Below are 17,606 nucleotides of genomic sequence, written 5' to 3'. Positions count from 1 at the left end.
AAGATCGAGTCACCGGCCAGCCGCTCCCACATCTCGGCCATCAGCTCCAGTGCACGGTTGTTGGCCGCCAGCACTGCCTGGAACCGGCGGAAGACCTCGCCCACCGGCAGGTCTTCCCCGGTCATGGTCCGGGCCAGCCAACGGCCCAGGGAAAGGAGGAGCTGCTGGCCCCGGCTGCCCATGCCCATGGAGCTGCCGGCGGTCAATGGGAGCCGCCGCCTCCCTTCTTGAAGATGCCTCCCACCGCAAAGCCGACCACCAGGGCGATGACGATGGCCACCACCCCGTACACAGCGCCCCGCTCAAAGGCCAGCCGAGACAGAAGCTGCACCGGACCGGTCATGGCCACCGTGATCTGGCTGGTCGCCTGGCCGGTGACCTGGCCGTCCTGAACCGCATAGACCTGCACCTGATAGGTGCCGGGCTGGGCCTGGAAGGGCCAATCCAGGGCCAGCTGGAAGCCGCCTTGGCCATCTTGTTGCACGCTGCCTTCCCGTACGGCGTACAGGTGCTCGGATTCCTTGAGCCGGACAAACTCGGCAAACCAGTCCCCGGCCGGCATCGTCCCCGCCTCGGAAACGATGGTGGACGAGGCGGCCAGGGCCTGGTAGCCCAGGCGGAAGCGCGCCTGCTCCCCGGGCGTGACCATGCTGGCCAGGTCCTTGGAGGTGTGGAGCAGGTAGGTGGCGGGCAGGTTGTGGAAGACCAGGGTGCCGATCTTCATCCAGAAGATGCCGGCCGCCTTGCCCTTGTAGCGCAGATGGACGTCGGCCGGCTCCTGGCTGACCGCAACCACGATGTCGGCCGCCGGATCCGCCTGGCCGGTGACGCTCACCGTGGCGCCATGATAGCCCATGGTGATGGGGATCTCGCTTGGGGACACCGCGAAGGTAGGCGCGGCGGCAAGCGCGGGAGCCGGCAGGCCCCCCAGAACAGCTGCCAGAAGGATGACAAAGCCAAAGCGCTGGCTGGCGTGACGATGCGACATGTTCAGTGACCTCCGGCGTAGGCGAGGAGAAGGGAAGGCTGCAGGATCAGCTCGAAAACCAGCTTGACGGTCACCGCGAGCACAATGACCGACAGGAGGATCTTGAGCTGATCGCCATGGAGCTTGCGGCCCAGGATGGTGCCGATCTGGGCCCCGAAGACCGAGCCCACCAGGAGCAGGATGGCGAGCAGGAAGTCCACGGTGTGGTTCATGACCGCCTGCAGGAAGGTGACCTCGATGCAGGTGAACAGGATCTGGAAGAGGCTGGTGCCCACCACCACGTGCATGGGGATGCGCAGGAGGTAGATCATCACCGGCACCATCAGGAAGCCGCCGCCCACCCCCATGATGGCGGCCAGCACCCCGACAAAGCCGCCCAGGCCGACCGGCACCAGGGCAGAGTGGGTGACCCCCGATTTGTCGAAGAAGGTCTGGGCCGGCAGGCGCCCCAGAAGGCCGCCGGACTTGCCGCCCCCCTGGCGGCCTTTGCCGTGGCTCGGGTTGGCCTTGGCCTTCCTGAGCGCGATGAGGCTTTCAAAGAACATGAAGGTGCCCACCACCCCCAGCATGACCACGTAGGTCATCTTGATCAGGAAGTCGGCGCCGCCGGTAGCCTTGAGCATCTTGATGAGCTGCACGCCGCCGGCCCCGCCCAGAAAGCCGCCCACCAGCAGCAGGATGCCCATCTTGTAGTCGACGTTGCCCAGCCGCCAGTGGGAGAACATGCCCGACGAGGAGGCGGCGACGATCTGGTTGGCGTCAGTGGCGGCGGCAATGGTGGGCGGAATGCCGATCATCATCAGCAGTGGGGTCATGAGAAAGCCTCCTCCAACCCCGAACAGGCCGGACAACAGCCCGACCATGAGTCCGAGACCACTGACCAGAAGAAAATTGACGCTGGTCAGCGCGATTGGCAGATACATGTACATGGACGTCCTCCCCTTGTGACAGTTTGTTGTGATGGTGCCTTGGGTCTTGCCGCAAGCCTCCCCCCTCTCCCCTGGCGCCTAGCCGTCCGGGACCGGCGGCGCCCGGTCGCCGCTGGCCGTGGTGCTGGTGCCGCCGGGCACGGCGATCATGGTCCAGAACGAGCGCATGGCCCAGTCCTGGTCCCGGGCGATGGCCCGGCGAACGTCTTCCAGCCAGCGCCCCACCCGCCGCTCCTCGCTGCGGTCGTCGGCCCCCACCACCAGGCAGCGGATGCGGTGCTGGCGCAGGAAGGCGATCAGCTCCCTTTCCTCCTCCACCGGCAGGTCGTGACACTCCACCGCCACCCCGCACGCATCGGCCTCCCGCAGCAGGATGGCCAGGCTGTGACCCAGCGAGGTTTCCTGGCCAGCGGCGGCCGGCCGGCGGTCGCGCAGGCCGAACACCGTGTCGTCGGTACGCCGGGCCAGGGAGACCGCATGATCCACGGCGTGCCGATCCGCCTGGTTTCCGGTCAACAGAACAGCGATCCCCATAAGGCGTGATCCTCGGCATGCTCGGCCTGCGGCATGCAGGCTCCACCGGGCCAAAGCAACGGCCGTGCCAAGGAGGGCGCTATCGAATCTTTTGCTTGAAATTCAACCGGTTATCGAATTGACGACAGGAGGGGCGGCAGGCGGGATGCTCACAATGAAACAGGGTACCGGCCCAACAGGCGGCCGGCGGCCGCTTCAGGCTGGAACAGCTGTTCAAGGCTGCAACAGGGCGGCAGTCATGGCAGCCATGGGAGTCAGGGAAGCTATGGGACCAGGCAGGGCGCCGGGCACCGCTCTCCCATGATTCCCATGACTCCCATCAATCCCATCGCCGTGACAGAGCTATGGGAAGAAGCACGTCAGGCAGAGGCTATCCCTTACGACTTGTCGGGCACGAAGCGGAAATCCCGCAGCCGGCGCCAGAGTGTGGTGCGGGAGATGCCCAGGAGGCGGGCGGTCTCGCTCTGGTTGAAGCCGGTGCGGCGGTAGACCTCCAGGATGTGCTCCTTGGCGATGTCCTGGAGGCGCGGCGTTTCCTGGCTGGGGCCCACCGCGTGGGACTCCACGAAGAAGAGGTCGGGGGGCAGATCAGCCCGGCTGAGGGTGGGGGTGGCCGCCAGGGCCACGGCCCGCTCGACGATGTGCTCCAGCTCCCGGACGTTGCCCGGGAAAGGATAGCCGAGAAGGGGCTCCAGGAATTCCGGGGCGACGGCCGGCACCGGCTTGCCGTACCGTTGGCTGGTCTTGGCCACAAAATGGGCGGCCAGGGCCGGGATGTCTTCCCGGCGGTCCCTGAGCGGCGGCAGCTCGATGGCCACTACCTTGAGCCGGTAGTAGAGATCCTGGCGGAAGGCGCCGCTGGCCAGCATCCGGTCGAGATCCTGGTTGGTGGCAGCGATGAACCGGACGTCCAGGTCGATGGGCCGCACTCCACCCACCCGCAGAAAGGAGCGCTCCTGGATAACCCGAAGGAGCTTGACCTGCATGGCCAGCGGCATCTCGCCCACCTCGTCCAGGAAAACCGTGCCGCCGTGCGCGGTCTCCAGGAGGCCCAGCTTGGTGGTGGTGGCGCCGGTGAAGGCCCCCTTCTCGTGGCCGAACAGCTCGTTGGCGATGAGGTCCTCGGCAAAGGCGCCGCAGTTGAAGGGCACAAAGGGTCGGCCCTGGCGGAGGCTGCCCTGATGCAGCGAGCGGGCGACCAGCTCCTTGCCGGTGCCGGATTCGCCCAGGACGAGAACGCTGCAGTCCACCGCCGCCACCCGGGCAATGATCTTGAACACCGCCCGCATGGCTGGCGAGCTGCCGATCAGGCCGCCGAAGGAATCGGCCCGATCCAGGTCGGCGAAGGGGTCCTGGCCGCGGCTCTTCTCCACCTGGCGGCCGGCAGCCGCCACGGTGGCCAGAAGCTCCTCGACCCGGAACGGCTTGGCCAGGTAGCCGAAGGCCCCCTTCTTTGTGGCATCCACCGCCTGGGGGATGGAGGCATAGCCGGTGATCAGGATCACCTCGGTGTGGGGGGCCGCCAGGTGCAGCCGCTGCATGAGGTCAACACCGTCGGCGTCGGCCAGGTGGACATCCATGATGGCCACGTCCGGCGGCTGGCGGCCGAGGCTGGCCATGAATTCCAGGCCCGAGGTGTAGCCGGCAGCCTGAAAGCGGGCGCGGCCCAGGATGTGGAGCAGGCGGCGGACGGTGACCAGCTCGTCGTCCACCACCGCAACCCGCAGGCGGGCGGGCGGGCTGGGACTGTCGTCGCCCGGGGTGGGGATCATGGTGTACGCTCGGCGACCGGGCTCCGGCCCGCCGCGGCGGCGGCCCGCCGGATCATCGGGGCAGCTCCGCCACCACGAAGGGCTGGCAGCTGACCGCGATGCTGCCCTTTCTCACCCACAGCCGCACCAGGGTCACCACCTCCCCTTCCAGGTTGACGATATGGCCCACCTCTTCCATATGGCTGATGTCCCGGGCCAGGAATTCATAGTAGAAGGGGTGACTGCCGCACGGGTCCACCACCAGCACGACCTTGTCCGGGTCATGGCGGTGCTTGCACGGGGCACCGGTGAAGGCGGCGTGGCTGAGGCGCAGCTCGGCGGTCTCTTCCAGGCGCTGGTAGGGCTGGATCTCGAAGCGTCCGGCATGGGCTGGCAGATCCGGCATGGGTTCTCCTTCTCCGGGCACGATCAGGCGGGCTTGAGGCCCCGGTGCAGCTGTTCGATATCGTACGGCTCATAGAGCATGGTGTGATGGTCTGCCAAAAAGAGGGGCCGCTCCGGCCGGCCTTCCTTCTCCACCAGCTCCCGCTCCTGGGCGGAGAGGATGATGACCGTGGGCACGGCGGCCGAGCCCAGCCGCATGGAGAAGCGCAGCAGATGGGACTGGACCGCGTCGTAGCGCTCGGCCTCCAGGCAGATGGCCAGCCCGGTCTCGGACTCGATGTTGGCCGGCAGCTCGTCCGGATCGGTGAAGGTCCGCACCCGGTAGCCCATGATGGCGAGATGGACCGGCAGCACCCAGGGCATCCGGGGCGGCGGCTGGGGGTTGAGGAGGATGACCTCGGGCAGAAGCTCGCTGCCGGCGGTCACGGCCTCGCCGATGGCACCGCCCACCTCCAGGAACTCCCCCAGCCGGGCCAGCTCCTCCCGCACCCGCTCCACCTCTTCCGGCCCCAGGGCCAGCTTCGGAAAGCTCCGCGCCCAGGTGGCCTGGGGCGGCTCCTGGATGGCCAGGTCACCGGCGCTGCCCACACACAGGACTTTGGCGAAGATGTTGGCCACAAAGATCAGCCGGGCCAGGAGGACGTGCTGGGGATCGGTCTTGTCGCCGGCCGGGAAGTGGAGGCCGTGGTGCTGGCCCACCGCCACCCGGATGTGGTCGGGGAGCTTCCAGGCCCGGCAGAGGGCCTCGCCCACCTCGGCATGGGAGTAGCCGAGCTGGATGCTCTCCATCTGCGCCAGGGGACGCTGGCTGCGGATGGCCGCCAGGACCACGTCCGCGTACGGCGGGTTGTGATGCTCGTCGAGCACGATCTTGCCCAGATCATGGAGCAGCCCGGCGACAAAGGCGTCCTCCGGGGCGGGATAGCGGGCCTGCTCGGCAAAGAGCCGGGCCAGGATGCCGCAGGCCAGGCTGTGCCGCCAGAAGTCGAAGCGGTTGAAGCCGTTGGAGCGCTGCTCCTGGCTGAACTGCTTGATCACCGACAGGCCGAGGGCGATGTTGCGCACCTCGGAAAAGCCCATGCGGTCGATGGCCTGCTTGGCATCCCGGATCGGCTCGCCTTTGCCGAAAAAGGCGGAATTGGCCTTCTTGAGCACCGCGCTGACCGTGGCGGAATCGGACTCCACCGACTGGGCCAGCTCCTTGGCGCCAGCGGTCTCGGTGCCGGAGATGCGTAGGATCCGGGCAATGACCACCGGCACCGCCATGATGCTCTCCACCTTGCGGACCAGGGCCGGCAGATCCAGACGCACCGGCGGCGTGGAGTCCTCGGCGGCCTCGGGGGCAACGGATGGGTCTGCGGCCGATGCCGGCAGGGTCTTGCCCACCTGCTCCAGCACCTGCCCCAGTCGGCCCCGGAAGGTCTGGGCATTCACCGGCATCACCAGGTAGTCGGAGATGCCGGCATCGAAGGCCTGGACGATCTCCCGCCGGGAACGGGCGGCGGAGTACATGATCACCGGCACCGCTGCCGAGCGGGGGTCGGTGCGGATGCGGGTGGACAAAAGACAGCCATCCACCTTGCCCAGGAAGGCGGCCAGCATGATGAAGTCGGGCAAGATGCCGGTCAGGGCCGAGACGAAGACCTGGGGGTGATCGGCGTGCCTGACCTCCAGATTGCTGCCGGTAAAGGCGGTGCCCAGCACGCGGATCATGGCATCGGCCAGGTCCACCACCAGGACGGTGCGGGCCGGCTGGCGGGGGGCCCCGGGCTTGGAGAGCGGGGCCCGCCAGCGCACCACCTTGCGGGCCGGTGGCGGAGGCGGCCCGCGGCGGCTGCCCGGCGGCGGCGCGATCCAGGCCGGCTGGCCCCGGGGCGCCTCGAAGGCCCGTTTCACCGCCTCGGCCTGGAGATTGGGGATCTGCAGGGCCTGCAGATAGGTGAAAAGGTCCGTCAACGACAGGCCCTGGCTGGCCGAGCCTAAGAGAAGGAAAAAGCCTCCGGGCAGAAGCCTGACATCGACCTGCTGTGCAAGGTTCGTGGCCATAAACAGGGGCGTTGGGTGCGGCCGGAGACCAGGGGGGAGAGCACGAAGCGGCCCAGCCCGCCGTGGGGCAGGGCTCTTTAGCTGCGAGTGTAGCCAACCGCAGGCAAAAAGGAAAGTCCCTGGTCGAGGTCCTGCAGGGCGGAAAAAAACCTATCTGTCTTGCATCGACTTACGCTAAGATGCTTGGTGGACTCCGCTGGGGGGCGGACCGGGGGCCTGAGCAGCGAGGCCACAATGAGCGAGGATTGTGTGAAGGGACTATCAGACTCCGCCGTTGCCATCGACAAGCTTCCCACCCTTCCGGCCATCGCCATGGAGGCTATCCGCCTCATGGACGGGGCCTACACCAGCCTGGACGCCATCGGCGAGCTGTTGCGCCGTGACCAGGTGCTGGCCAGCCGGATTCTTCACTACGCCAACGCCCCTGCCGTGGGCATCCGTCGCAAGACCGCCTCCATTGCCGAGGCCCTGTCTCTGCTGGGGCTGAATGCCGTCCGCAGCATCATCCTGTCGGTCTCCATCTTTGACTGTTTTTCCGGCCCCCTGGCCAGCCGGAAGGCCGGGCTGGTGGATTTCTGGCTGCACGCCATCGGGGTGGCCCAGACCGCCCGGGAGCTGGCGGTGCGCCTGGGCTTCCCGGCCCCGGAGGAGGCCTACACCGCCGGTCTGCTCCACGACCTGGGCAAGCTGGTGGCCTTCCTGCAAGGCCCGGAGGATTTCGAGCGCCTCTGCCAGGCCGTAGCCGACCAGGGCGCCCGCAGCCAGAATGGCCCCCTGCCCCTGAGCCTGGAGAAGACCATCCTGGGCACCGACCACACCGAGATCGGCCGGCTCCTGGCCGGCCACTGGCGTCTGCCGGAGCATCTGGGCCGGGTGCTGTGGCTGCACCACCAGCCGGTTTTCGAGCCGATCCGGCCGAAGCCCGACGAGCTGCCGGCCCTGGTTCGCTTCGCGGACGTCTTGTGCGTGACCCACGGCATCGGCAGCAGCTACTTTCTGGCACCCAATGGCCATGGTCACGAGCATTTCCACTTCGCCCTGGAGAACCTGCTCTACCACCATGGCCTGGACGGTGCCCAGGTGCAGGAGCTCATGGACGGGGTCACCGAGAAGGTCGGCGCCCTGGGGCAGGTGCTGGGCTTCTCCAGCGAGGAGATCTACCGCAAGCTCCTGGCCGATGCCAACCGCAGCCTGGGCAGCATGAGTCTGGACCTGGACCGCAACAACCAGGATCTCCAGGAGGCCAACCGGGTACTGGCGGCAGTGGCCGAGCTCAACCGCCGCCTGGCCCCGGAGCTGTCCGCCGAGGCGGCCGCCCGCGAGATCCTCTCCCTGGCCTGCGACACCTTCCGGGTGGGGCGGGGGGTCTGTCTGGTGCGGCAGCCGGCCGAGCCGGCTTACGCTGGCCAGTTCCATGAGGGCGAGGGCTGGCAGACCTTCACCGTGCCGGCAGCGCCGGAGGAGATGGACCAGGCCCGGTCCGCCGGGCCGGCCATCCAGAAGGAGGCGGTGGCGCGGCTGGCCGCCACCGCCAGCCAGATGGCGGCCGGTGGCCTGGAGGCCAGCATCATGGCGGTGGTCACCCAGGCCCGGTTCCTGGCCACCTTTTTTGTGGCGGAGTCCGGGCGCGGCGGGGAGCTCCTGGGTGAGCTGCTGCTGGATTTCACCGAGGGTCCGGGCCTCGCCGCCAGCCAGGGCCGGCTGGCCAGCCATTTCGAGGCCTTTGCCCTGGCCGCCAGCCGGGGGGTGGAGCGCCTGCACCTCACCGCGGAGCTGGCCCGGCAGGGCCAGGAGATGGCCGAGACCTCCCGGCGCATGGAGGAGAGCCACCGCCAGCTCTTCCATTCCCACCGCCTGGCCACCGTGGGGCGCCTGGCCGCCGGCGCGGCCCACGAGATCAACAACCCGCTCACCATCATCTCCCTCAATATCCAGATCATGCAGCGGCTGCTCCGGGGCCAGACCGGGGTGACTGCGGCCAGCGAGCGGCTGGCCGTGGTCTCGGATCAGGTGGAGCGGATCGCCAAGATCGTCCAGGACCTCATGAGCTTCGCCCGGCCCAACGAGCCGAAGCGGCTGCCCACCCTGAGCGGGGCGGTGCTCGGCAAGGTGCTGTCCGTGCTGGGCGACCGGGTGGCCATGCACCGCATCACGGTCAAGAACCATCTGCCCGGCAGCCTGCCCCTGGTGCTGGTGGATCCGTTGCAGATCGAGCAGGTGTTCATGAATCTGCTCATCAACGCCAGCCAGGCGATGCCGGAGGGCGGCAGCATCACCATCACTGGCCAGGAGCGGGACCAGTTCGTGACCATCGAGATCACCGATACCGGGGTAGGGATCCCCAAGGAGAACCTGAGCAAGATCTTCGATCCCTTCTTCACCACCAAAAGGGAGGGCGAAGGCACCGGCCTGGGGCTGGCGATCTGCCACACCATTGTCGAGCACAACGGCGGCTTCCTGCGGGTGCAAAGCGAGGTTGGCCGGGGCACCACCTTCACCTTGGGCCTGCCCCTGGAGCAGGGCAGCCGGCTGCGGGCCCTGCCCCGGGCCAGCGAGGCCCACCCGGCCGAGCCGGTCTCAGCCGGACCGCCGGCCCGCCACCGGGTGCTGGTGGTGGATGACGAGCCGGTCCTGAACCAGATGGTCCGGGAGGCCCTGACGGTGGCCGGCTACGAGGCCGAGGGCGCCCACGACGGCCTGGCGGCCATCGAGCGGCTCCGGGAGAAGGCCTACTCGGTGGTGCTCCTGGATATCCGGATGCCCGGCAAGGATGGGCTGGCGGTTCTGCGCTACATCAAGGACGAGCATCCCAAGGTGCCGGCCATTGTCATCAGCGCCGTGGCCTCCAAGGAGGAGATCCAGGAGACCATCCGCATGGGCGCCTTTGCCTACCTCAAGAAGCCCTTCCTCCTGGACAAGGTCCTGGAGGTGATCCAGCGGGCCCTCACCGGCGAGCGGCCGGAGATCTCGGCCAAGGTGCGAACCCTGCGCAGCGCCTGACCGCCGGACCGCGGTCAGGGCGCGGCCTCCACGAAAACCGGCAGCCGGCCCAGGGGCACCGCTGTCACCGGCCGCACCTCGCTTTCCGCCTTCTCCTGACCGCGGCGGGTCACCGGCCACGTGATCCGCACCTTCCCGGCATCCAGATAGGCGCCGAGATCCCGACTCCCCCCCTCATCCTCGGCCCAGGCCACCAGCAGGGCCGGCCGGTCCCGGAAAACGACCTGAAAGATGCCTGGGGCCTTCCTGGTGATCTGGCGCACACCGGCAAGCTTTTCGGTCATCAGCCGGTAGGTGGCGTAGGCCGGCTTCTTGGCCTTGCCCACATCCACCAGGGCCGTCCGGATGAAGTTGTCGCTCCAGCTCAGGGTCGGAAAGATCGAGCTCCAGAAGATCTTCTCGACGCCGGCGCTGATCCCCACCACGTAGTGCTTGATGATCTGGCCGGCCAGGATCTCGTCGCTGTAGGGCAGGTCATCCCGGCCCGCCTTCTTGCAGTCCGCAGGCTGGCGGTCGCCGGTCTCCACAAAGAAGTAGTACGGCCCGGCGTTCTCCAGGGACCACACCGCCTTGGGACCGACGCCCCGGCGGCGCAGGAGATCGGTCAGCCACTGGACCTGCCCGACCAGACTTTGCGGGTCGTTCTCGTAGAAGTGGATGTCGATGATGTCGTAGTGGGCCGCCCCCTGGACCAGCACCTCTTCAATCGTGGCGCCGAGCTGCCGGATGCGCTCCAGCTCCCGGCCCGGCTTCCGGAGCTCCTCGATGGGCACCCGTTGGTACTGGCAGTCGGTGTAGCCGGTCTCGACATAGGGCCGCGGGGCAAAGCCGGCCAGGGCGGCCACATAGCGCACCCCGGTCAGGGCACCGAGGATGATCCGGGCCGAGCTGTCCCTGCCGCGGATCAGGCTGCCCATGGCCGCAAGGTGCTCCACATAGCGGCGGGCGGTGATGTGCTCCTCCTTGCCACCGCTGCAGTCCTTGAGCTGATGGGGCCACTCGTTCTCGATCTGCCAGCTCCTGATGGGCCGCTGCCGGATGGCGGCGGCCAGGGCGCTGTCCGGGGCCAGCCCGTCCCCCGGCTCGTAGCAGTCCCTGCCCCCGGCAACCGTGCAGCCCCAGTCGGCATCGCCGTCATAGCGCTCCACCAGCCGGCCGACCATGGCCTGCCACCGGGCCAGCTCGTCACCGGCCAGAAGGCAGTAGCTGTGGCTCTCCTCCGAGCGCTGGCCATCCGCCACCAGGGTCACCACCAGCCGGGTCTGGCTGGCGGCCACGATGCCGTCCAGGTCCTGGAAGCGGAGCTTGTCGCCCAGCCCGGAGGCCCGGATGATGAGCCGGTTGTCCGCCCCCAGCTCGTTGGGCTCCTGAACCCGGAAGTTGCTGACATGCACCCCGAAAGGACTCTCCGTCAGGATCGGCCCCGGTGCCTCGCCCCCAGCCGCCGGCGCCGCCGCCTTGACCGGTTGCGCCGAGCCGCCCGCGACCCGGGGCGCCGCTTCCAGCTCGGCGAAGGCCCGCTCCATGAGCTCCTGGGCCGCCCGCGCCTCACCCCGGGCATGGGCCGCCCGCGCCTCGCCAGCCAGGGTGATGGCTCGGGCCACGTCATAGCCCCGGTCCTGCCTGGCCCGGACCTCCTCCTGAAAATGCTCCCAGGTCCGGCCCGCCTTGCCGCCTTTCTCAGCCAGGGCAGTGCCCCCCGCCCATCCCGCCAGGATCGTCAAGATCAGCACCAGGACCGCCAGGTATTGTCGCCCCATCGTTGTCGTCCTCCTTGTCAGAATCCTCCAGAAACAGAAAATGGGCGGGGACGGCGTGGGTGTCGTTGTCCCAGGCCTGGTACTCCTTGCCCAGATAAATGACGAAACGTCCGAGAATCGGGCCGTCAAGGAGGGTGTCCAGGTCGCGGAGATGGCGGGCGTCGACGGGGGTGGCACGCTCTCCAGCCTTGATCTCCCATGCAAGATAGCCGCCGCCAGGCAAACGGAGCAGAAGGTCCACCTCACGGCCGTCCTTGGTGCGCAGGTAAAAGAGCCCGACCTCCCGCGCGGAAGTCCGGCAGGTCTTGTACACTTCGCCGACCACAGCGGATTCGAGCTGAGGCCCGGTCAGCCCCTGACGCAGGCCGGACAGCACGCGCTGGACGCCGGGGTCAAGCCAGTGAAGGCGGGGCGCCTTGATGAGCCGCTCCTTCATCCTGCTCCGGAAGGGAGGCAGAAGAAAGGCCTGGTAGCTGAGGGTGAGATACTGCACGTATTTCTTGCCGGTGATTGACGAGACGTCCGCGTCGCGGGCCAGGTCGGCATAGTTGAGGAGGCCTGCGGTCCGCATGGCGGCGAGCTTCTCGAATCGCAGAAAGAGGTCGAGATCCGCCACGCGCCCGAGATCCGCGACATCCCGTTGCAGGTAGGTGCTGCAATACTCCTCGAGCCAGATCCACCGGTGTCCCGGATCGTCCAGCTGCGCCAGCGCCGGCATCCCGCCCCAGGAAAGCAGGTGCCCGAGCTGTTCCCTTGCCGCAGCGAGCCGTTCCGGCCGTAACGCGGCAAAGGCCAAGCCGGCGAGGACCTGCCGCACCTCTTCCGCAGTGGTGCTGGCGAGAAGGCGCATGAGCATCGGGCGGGCGCAGCCGGCCAGTTCCGCCACGGACAGAGGAAAGAGCTCTCTGGTGACAGACCTTCCGGCCAGGGATTCCCGCACCCTGCCCAACAGCTGGATTTGGGCGCTGCCCGTGAGCACCACCCGCAGATTCGGTGGCCCCTGGTCCAGCATGGTCTTGATGGTGCCCAAAAAGTCCGGAACTTTCTGGACCTCGTCAAAAAGGAAGGAGCTTCCCCTGTTGAGCCACTCGGCGGCGGAACGGGATGCCAGGTCGGTGCGGGTGAGTGCCTCGTCGAAGCTGACATAGGTGGCGCCCTGACCGAACAGGTGCCGGATGAGGGTTGTCTTCCCCGTCTGCCTGGCACCGGTAACGATGAGACAGCGTCCCAGCGGGGTGCCGGCCAGTGCCACGAGGATCGGCTCAAGCTGGCGACGAATATACATAGGTTATGTATGACGACGTCTTTTCTTTAAGTCAAGAACAGATTGGACGGGGATAACCGTGTTGCCGGAACAGTCCTCGAATCGGGGGGAGGGTATGAAGGAGGGGGCGTCCTCTGCCATTGACAAGCCCCCGGTGGGCCTGGCATCGTACTGGCAACCGGTGTCCTGAAAGGGAGCCCGCCCCCCCTCCAACTGCTCCGTCCCAGAAGAGAAACCCTTCCGGCACCAACCCTTCGAGCCATGTCCCTGGCACACCGGCATCTGCCCAGCTACACCGTGGACGACTACCAGCAGTGGGAAGGCCGCTGGGAGCTGGTCGGCGGCATTCCGTATGCCATGAGTCCGTCGCCGGACTATACCCATCAACGGGTGGGGGTGCGGATCAGCTGGCAGCTGGAAGAGCGGCTCAAGGATTGCCCGCCCTGCGTGGCCCTGCACGAGACCGACTGGCATGTGGCCAGGGACACGATCGTCCGGCCGGACAACATGGTCGTCTGCCAGCCGCCAACCGACGAGCGGGTCGAACGGACGCCGGCGGTCATCTTCGAGATCGTCTCCAAGGGCTCGGCGGACAAGGATGAAAGCTTGAAGTACGAGCTCTACGAGCAGGAAGGCGTGCCGTACTACGTGCTCCTCTACCCGGACAGAAGGCTCGCCAAGATCTACCGGCTGACCCAGGGCCGCTTCGGCAGGATGGCCGACGCCAGCGAGGAGACCGTGGATTTCGCCCTGCCCTCCTGCACCCTGGCCTTCGATTTCTCCCTGGTTTGGCCGTAGCCGGCGCCAGGGGACGGCCAGCGCCCGCCCCCCTTCAATCGTCTTCCTGATCCCAGATCGCCTCCCAGGCAGCCCGAACGGGCGGCTGCGGCCGCACCGCCCGGCGCTCCTTGCCCTCCCACTGGCAGATGCAGGCCGCGGACACGCCGATGGCCCGGCCCAGGGCCGCCTGGGTCCAGCCCCGCCGGTGGCGCCATTTGCGGATGGCGTAGCCGGTGAGGGTCTTGGGCATGGTGCTGGCCGGCTTCGCTTCGCCAACCCGGTTGTCGTCCCCGGCCGGAGAGACGGGTCGGGGGGCCGGCGGTGCGGACACCGCGGTGGCGGCGGCCTTCCGCTGGCGGGTGGCGGCGCCCCGGCCGCCGGCCATGACCGGCGGTGGCGCGGGGCTGGCCGGGGGGCCAGTGGTGCCGGCTGCAGGCCCCGGGGGAGCCGGTGGGTCGTCCCTCTTCCTGCCACGGCCCCGGGCCGGTGCCTTGGCGGCTGCTTCCCTCTCCGGCTCCGGCGCCAGCTCGATGCCGAAGACATCGCCCAGGCTGTCCGCAGCCAGGCGGCGGCGGGAGGAGCCCCGGCGGGTCGCCTCCTGGACTGCTGCCGACACATCCACCAGCTCCAGGTGATCAACGCCCCGCAAGCGGAACAGCTCCTCCGGCGTCTCGTCCAGCCGGGCGCCGACGCCGTAGAGCACCGCGGCCACGTGCTTGCACATGCTGGCCCAGTCCGGGCAGCTGCAGGACAGGCTGATCTCCCCTGGCAAGGGGAACAGGCCGGTCTGGCGATGACAGACCACCTCCATGACGCCGTCCGCCAGCTTGCCCCGTAAAAGATCCACCAGGGAGGCAATCTTGCCGGCACAGGCCGCCCGGATGGCGCCCCAGCGCTTGGCCGCCAGGGGCTTGACGGCGATCGCCACCTCGTAAAGCTCACTGCCGATGACCATGGCCTCAATACGGCCCGGCTCGATGGCCAGATGGCACACCGAGCCGTTCCGCACATAGGTGCGGCCCCGGGGCAGCCGGTTGGCGAAGTCGTGGAACGACTCCATGTGGTCGCACCAGCCGCGGCCCCAGAAGGTGTGGGCGATGGTGCGGCCATTGATCGCCACCGGTTGCGCCACGAAGCCCTTCTTGCGCATCTTCTCCAGATGCCGGGCCGCCGCCGCCCGCCGTTTGGCCACCGGCACATAGGGCCGCCATTGGAATGAGCTCATGGGATGGGTCTCCTCCGTCTGGGAAAGCGAATATCGAATATCCAACAAGGAATTTCCAACCGCAGAAGGGACCGGCAGAGCTGATCCGAAACGGCAACGACCGGTCCCTTCGCCATTGGCCATTCCTTGTTCGATATTCTGCGGTTCGACCGATCTTCACAGCAAGGCCGCCTTGTCCAGATCCAGGCGCACCATCTCCAGGAGGGCCCGGTCATCCAGCTCGGTCAGGAGGGCCTCGCCGCCGGCAGCCAAAAGATCCTGGGACAGCTGGACCTTCCCGGCGATGAGGGCGTCGATCTTCTCCTCCACCGTGCCCCGGCAAACGAGCTTGTGGACGAGGACATTCCTCTTCTGGCCGATCCGGAAGGCCCGGTCCGTGGCCTGGCTTTCCACCGCCGGGTTCCACCAGCGGTCGAAATGGACCACGTGGCTGGCCGCGGTGAGGTTGAGTCCGGTGCCGCCGGCCTTGAGAGACAGGACGAAGAAGGGCGGGCCCGCCTCGTCCTGGAAGCGATCCACCAGCACCTGGCGCTCGGCCACCGGCGTGCCACCGTGGAGGACCAGGCCAGGCCGGCCGAAGATGCCGGCCAGGAAATGGGCCAGGGGAGTGGTCATCTCCCGGAACTGGGTGAAGAGGAGAAGCTTCTCCTGGCGGCTGGCCACCGCCTCCACGATCTCGCGCAGGCGGAGGAGCTTGCCGGAGTCGGCCTCGGCGTAGCCCTCCTGGCCCAGGGCCTGGCTGGGGTGGTTGCAGATCTGCTTGAGGCGCATGAGGGAGGCGAGAACCAGACCCCGGCGCTCCATGCCGGTGCGGCTGTCCAGGGCGGTGGCCAGCTCGGCCACTGCCTGGGCGTAAAGCCGGGCCTGGGCCTTGGCCAGGCCGCACCAGGCGGTGAGCTCCACCTTCTCCGGCAGGTCGTCGATGATCCGGCGGTCGGTCTTGAGCCGCCGCAGGATGTACGGCTGCACCAGCCGCCGCAGGGGCGCGTACCGGCCCTCGGCCCGGGTGTCCAGGGCCTTGACGAACCTCTGGAAGCGGGACGCCGAGCCCAGGAGGCCCGGGCAGAGGAAATCGAACAGGGACCACAGGTCGCCCACTCGGTTCTCCACCGGCGTGCCGGTGAGGGCAATCCGGGCCCGGCCGGAGAGGCCCTTGACCGCCCGGGCCTGACGGGTGCCGGGGTTGCGGATCGCCTGGGCCTCATCGAGGACGATGAGGTTCCAGGTCTGATCCTTGAGCCAGGCCTGGCGGCTGAGCATGCCGTAGGTGGTGAGGACCAGGTCGACGCCGGCCAGGGCCTTCCCCGGGTCAGCAGCAATCCGGGTCAGCTCGGCACGGCCGGCCTCGGCCGGGTGCAGAACCCGGAAGGCCAGGGACGGGGCAAAGCGGCTGATCTCCGCCTGCCAGTTGGCGATGAGGGAGGCGGGCAGCACCAGCAGGCTGGGTGGACGCCCGGCTCGCCGGGTCTTCTGGGCCAGGAGCAGGGCGATGACCTGGAGCGTCTTGCCCAGGCCCATGTCGTCGGCCAGGCAGGAGCCGAGGCCGCATTCGCTCAGGAAGAAGAGCCAGTTCACCCCCACCTGCTGGTAGGGCCGGAGCTGGGCGTGCAGGGCCGGGCCCACCTGGGTGGCGGCCAGGGCCTCCGGCGCCCGCAGGCCGGCCACCACCTCCCCCAGCCAGGCGCCGGCCTCCACCAAGGCCCAGCTGACCTCGGCACCCTGCCCCTCGGTGCCGGCCAGATCCCGGCGGGCGCCGGCCAAAAGCCGCATGCCCTCGGCAAAGGAAAGGCCGCCAGTCCGGACCTCGGCCTCCACCTGCTGCCAATGCGCCAGGGCCTCGGCCAGCCGCTGGCGATCCACCTCCACCCAGCGACCCCGCAGGAGCGCGAGGCCGTCGTCGCCGGCCAGCAGTCCCGCCAGCTCCTCTTCATCCAGGGGCTCGCCGTCCACGGTCAGGGAAACCGACAGATCGAGCAGGGCCTCGATGCCGAGTCCGGCGGCTTTCTGGCTGCCGATGGTCACCTTGACCTGGGGTCGCGGCCGGCGCTGCCACCAGTCCGGCAGCCGCACGGCCAGGCCACTGGCCTCCAGCTCCGGCACCGAGCGCAAAAAGGCATAGGCCTCGGCGGGCGACCAGGCCAAAGGGTGATAAAGATCACCGCTGTCCACCAGCGCCTGCACCCAGGGGCAGCGGCGGGCTGCCTCCTGGACCGGCTCGAGAAGCCGCAGCAGCGCCGCCTGGTTGCGGCGGCCGGCGTACTCGCTCAGGGCCTTGTTGAGCGGCTGGTGCTGGAGTCGGGCGCTGGCGCCCAGCCGGGGCACATAGGTGGCCAGAAAGGCAAAGGGCAGCTCGGGATCCCGGCGGTTCTCGGCAAGATGGAAGCAGACCCGACCCACCTGCCGCCACAAGGGGGCATGCCGGCCGAGAAAACCGCTGATGCCGTCCGCTTCGGCCGCCACCCGCCCCCGGACCCAGGCGTCAAGATCGGCCCACAGGTCGGCCAGCACTGCCGGAGTCAGGTACTCGGCGCCCAGCATGGGCGGCGCGCCCAGGGCCAGGCGCTCCAGATCCCCGGCCGCCGGCGGCGGCAGGGGGGAGAGCGACACGCCCGGCGGCTGCAGGCACAGGCTCGCCAGATACCGGGCGCCCATCTCCCGCCAGAAGCCCCAGGAAAGGGGCCAGCCCGGATCCGGCCGCCGGCCGGCCAGGGCGACGAGACCTTCGGCCTGACTGGCGGCGAAAGCGGCGGCAATGGCCTCGCTGTCGGCGGGAGGATGGTCGGCCCCCAGGGGCGCACCGGCGGCCGCGCCGGCCTGGTCGATCATCTTCAGATGACCGGCCGGGGTGAGAGCCAGGGTGTGGGACATGATGGAGATGGCGGCAAGAAGGAACAAGGGCCGGTGCGCCAAGGCGGGGGCCACCG

13 protein-coding genes are annotated in these 17,606 nt (G+C 68.5%); 2 read left to right on the top strand and 11 right to left on the bottom strand.

The window, feature by feature from the left end; translation table 11 throughout:
- From AB1634_13700 to AB1634_13670, 7 genes are all read right to left on the bottom strand, one after another.
- Positions 1–206 (bottom strand): hypothetical protein (locus AB1634_13700; GenBank protein ID MEW6220570.1); only part of this gene is annotated, 206 nt, incomplete at its 3' end.
- Positions 203–988, bottom strand: coding sequence for a TIGR02186 family protein (locus AB1634_13695; GenBank protein MEW6220569.1), 786 nt, complete (start codon positions 986–988; stop codon positions 203–205). The genes AB1634_13700 and AB1634_13695, both read right to left, overlap by 4 nt.
- 2 nt (positions 989–990) lie before the next feature.
- The gene (locus AB1634_13690) at positions 991–1,917 is read right to left on the bottom strand and encodes a sulfite exporter TauE/SafE family protein (GenBank protein MEW6220568.1); all 927 of its coding nucleotides are present in this window, start codon (positions 1,915–1,917) and stop codon (positions 991–993) included.
- A gap of 78 nt (positions 1,918–1,995) precedes the next feature.
- Positions 1,996–2,451 carry a hypothetical protein gene (locus AB1634_13685; protein MEW6220567.1) on the bottom strand — a complete coding sequence of 152 codons (456 nt, stop codon included), beginning with the start codon at positions 2,449–2,451 and terminating at the stop codon, positions 1,996–1,998.
- A 377-nt stretch (positions 2,452–2,828) separates the two neighbouring features.
- Complete coding sequence (locus AB1634_13680; protein MEW6220566.1) at positions 2,829–4,223, bottom strand: sigma-54 dependent transcriptional regulator; 1,395 nt, start codon at positions 4,221–4,223, stop codon at positions 2,829–2,831.
- 52 nt (positions 4,224–4,275) lie between these two features.
- A complete protein-coding gene (locus AB1634_13675; protein MEW6220565.1) occupies positions 4,276–4,608 on the bottom strand; it encodes an inorganic pyrophosphatase Ppa in 333 nt (110 codons plus the stop codon).
- A 23-nt stretch (positions 4,609–4,631) separates the two neighbouring features.
- Complete coding sequence (locus tag AB1634_13670) at positions 4,632–6,563, bottom strand: HDOD domain-containing protein (GenBank protein ID MEW6220564.1); 1,932 nt, start codon at positions 6,561–6,563, stop codon at positions 4,632–4,634.
- A 324-nt stretch (positions 6,564–6,887) separates the two neighbouring features.
- Here AB1634_13670 and AB1634_13665 point away from each other — a divergent pair, with 324 nt between their 5' ends.
- Entirely contained in the window at positions 6,888–9,653 is a 2,766-nt protein-coding gene (locus AB1634_13665) for an HDOD domain-containing protein (GenBank protein MEW6220563.1), read from the top strand.
- 14 nt (positions 9,654–9,667) lie between these two features.
- On the opposite strand, the gene AB1634_13660 is transcribed toward AB1634_13665, so the two are convergent.
- Both AB1634_13660 and AB1634_13655 read right to left on the bottom strand, forming a co-directional pair.
- Positions 9,668–11,413, bottom strand: coding sequence for a hypothetical protein (locus AB1634_13660; GenBank protein MEW6220562.1), 1,746 nt, complete (start codon positions 11,411–11,413; stop codon positions 9,668–9,670).
- Entirely contained in the window at positions 11,334–12,698 is a 1,365-nt protein-coding gene (locus tag AB1634_13655; GenBank protein MEW6220561.1) for an ATP-binding protein, read from the bottom strand. Before AB1634_13655 ends, AB1634_13660 begins: the two co-directional genes overlap by 80 nt.
- 240 nt (positions 12,699–12,938) lie before the next feature.
- Here AB1634_13655 and AB1634_13650 point away from each other — a divergent pair, with 240 nt between their 5' ends.
- Positions 12,939–13,475 (top strand): Uma2 family endonuclease, encoded by a 537-nt coding sequence (locus AB1634_13650; protein ID MEW6220560.1) that lies wholly within the window; start codon positions 12,939–12,941, stop codon positions 13,473–13,475.
- 34 nt (positions 13,476–13,509) lie between these two features.
- Here AB1634_13650 and AB1634_13645 read toward each other — a convergent pair whose 3' ends face one another.
- Together AB1634_13645 and AB1634_13640 are read right to left on the bottom strand one after the other, a co-directional pair.
- Complete coding sequence (locus tag AB1634_13645; protein ID MEW6220559.1) at positions 13,510–14,682, bottom strand: SWIM zinc finger family protein; 1,173 nt, start codon at positions 14,680–14,682, stop codon at positions 13,510–13,512.
- 156 nt (positions 14,683–14,838) lie between these two features.
- On the bottom strand, positions 14,839–17,606 hold a 2,768-nt coding region (locus AB1634_13640; GenBank protein MEW6220558.1), incomplete at its 5' end, for a DEAD/DEAH box helicase.

It is taken from the genome of Thermodesulfobacteriota bacterium (genome assembly GCA_040755095.1).
Classification (GTDB): Bacteria; Desulfobacterota; Desulfobulbia; order Desulfobulbales; family JBFMBH01; genus JBFMBH01.
This window is presented reverse-complemented; position numbering and strand designations above follow the sequence as displayed.

Excerpts from the sequence above, each read along its gene's own strand:
- AB1634_13680 (MEW6220566.1), bottom strand. The coding sequence starts at position 4,223 with ATGATCCCCACCCCGGGCGACGACAGTCCCAGCCCGCCCGCCCGCCTG.
- AB1634_13690 (MEW6220568.1), bottom strand. The coding sequence starts at position 1,917 with ATGTACATGTATCTGCCAATCGCGCTGACCAGCGTCAATTTTCTTCTG.
- AB1634_13645 (MEW6220559.1), bottom strand. The coding sequence starts at position 14,682 with ATGAGCTCATTCCAATGGCGGCCCTATGTGCCGGTGGCCAAACGGCGG.
- AB1634_13650 (MEW6220560.1), top strand. The coding sequence starts at position 12,939 with ATGTCCCTGGCACACCGGCATCTGCCCAGCTACACCGTGGACGACTAC.
- AB1634_13675 (MEW6220565.1), bottom strand. The coding sequence starts at position 4,608 with ATGCCGGATCTGCCAGCCCATGCCGGACGCTTCGAGATCCAGCCCTAC.
- AB1634_13685 (MEW6220567.1), bottom strand. The coding sequence starts at position 2,451 with ATGGGGATCGCTGTTCTGTTGACCGGAAACCAGGCGGATCGGCACGCC.
- AB1634_13655 (MEW6220561.1), bottom strand. The coding sequence starts at position 12,698 with ATGTATATTCGTCGCCAGCTTGAGCCGATCCTCGTGGCACTGGCCGGC.
- AB1634_13660 (MEW6220562.1), bottom strand. The coding sequence starts at position 11,413 with ATGGGGCGACAATACCTGGCGGTCCTGGTGCTGATCTTGACGATCCTG.
- AB1634_13695 (MEW6220569.1), bottom strand. The coding sequence starts at position 988 with ATGTCGCATCGTCACGCCAGCCAGCGCTTTGGCTTTGTCATCCTTCTG.
- AB1634_13665 (MEW6220563.1), top strand. The coding sequence starts at position 6,888 with ATGAGCGAGGATTGTGTGAAGGGACTATCAGACTCCGCCGTTGCCATC.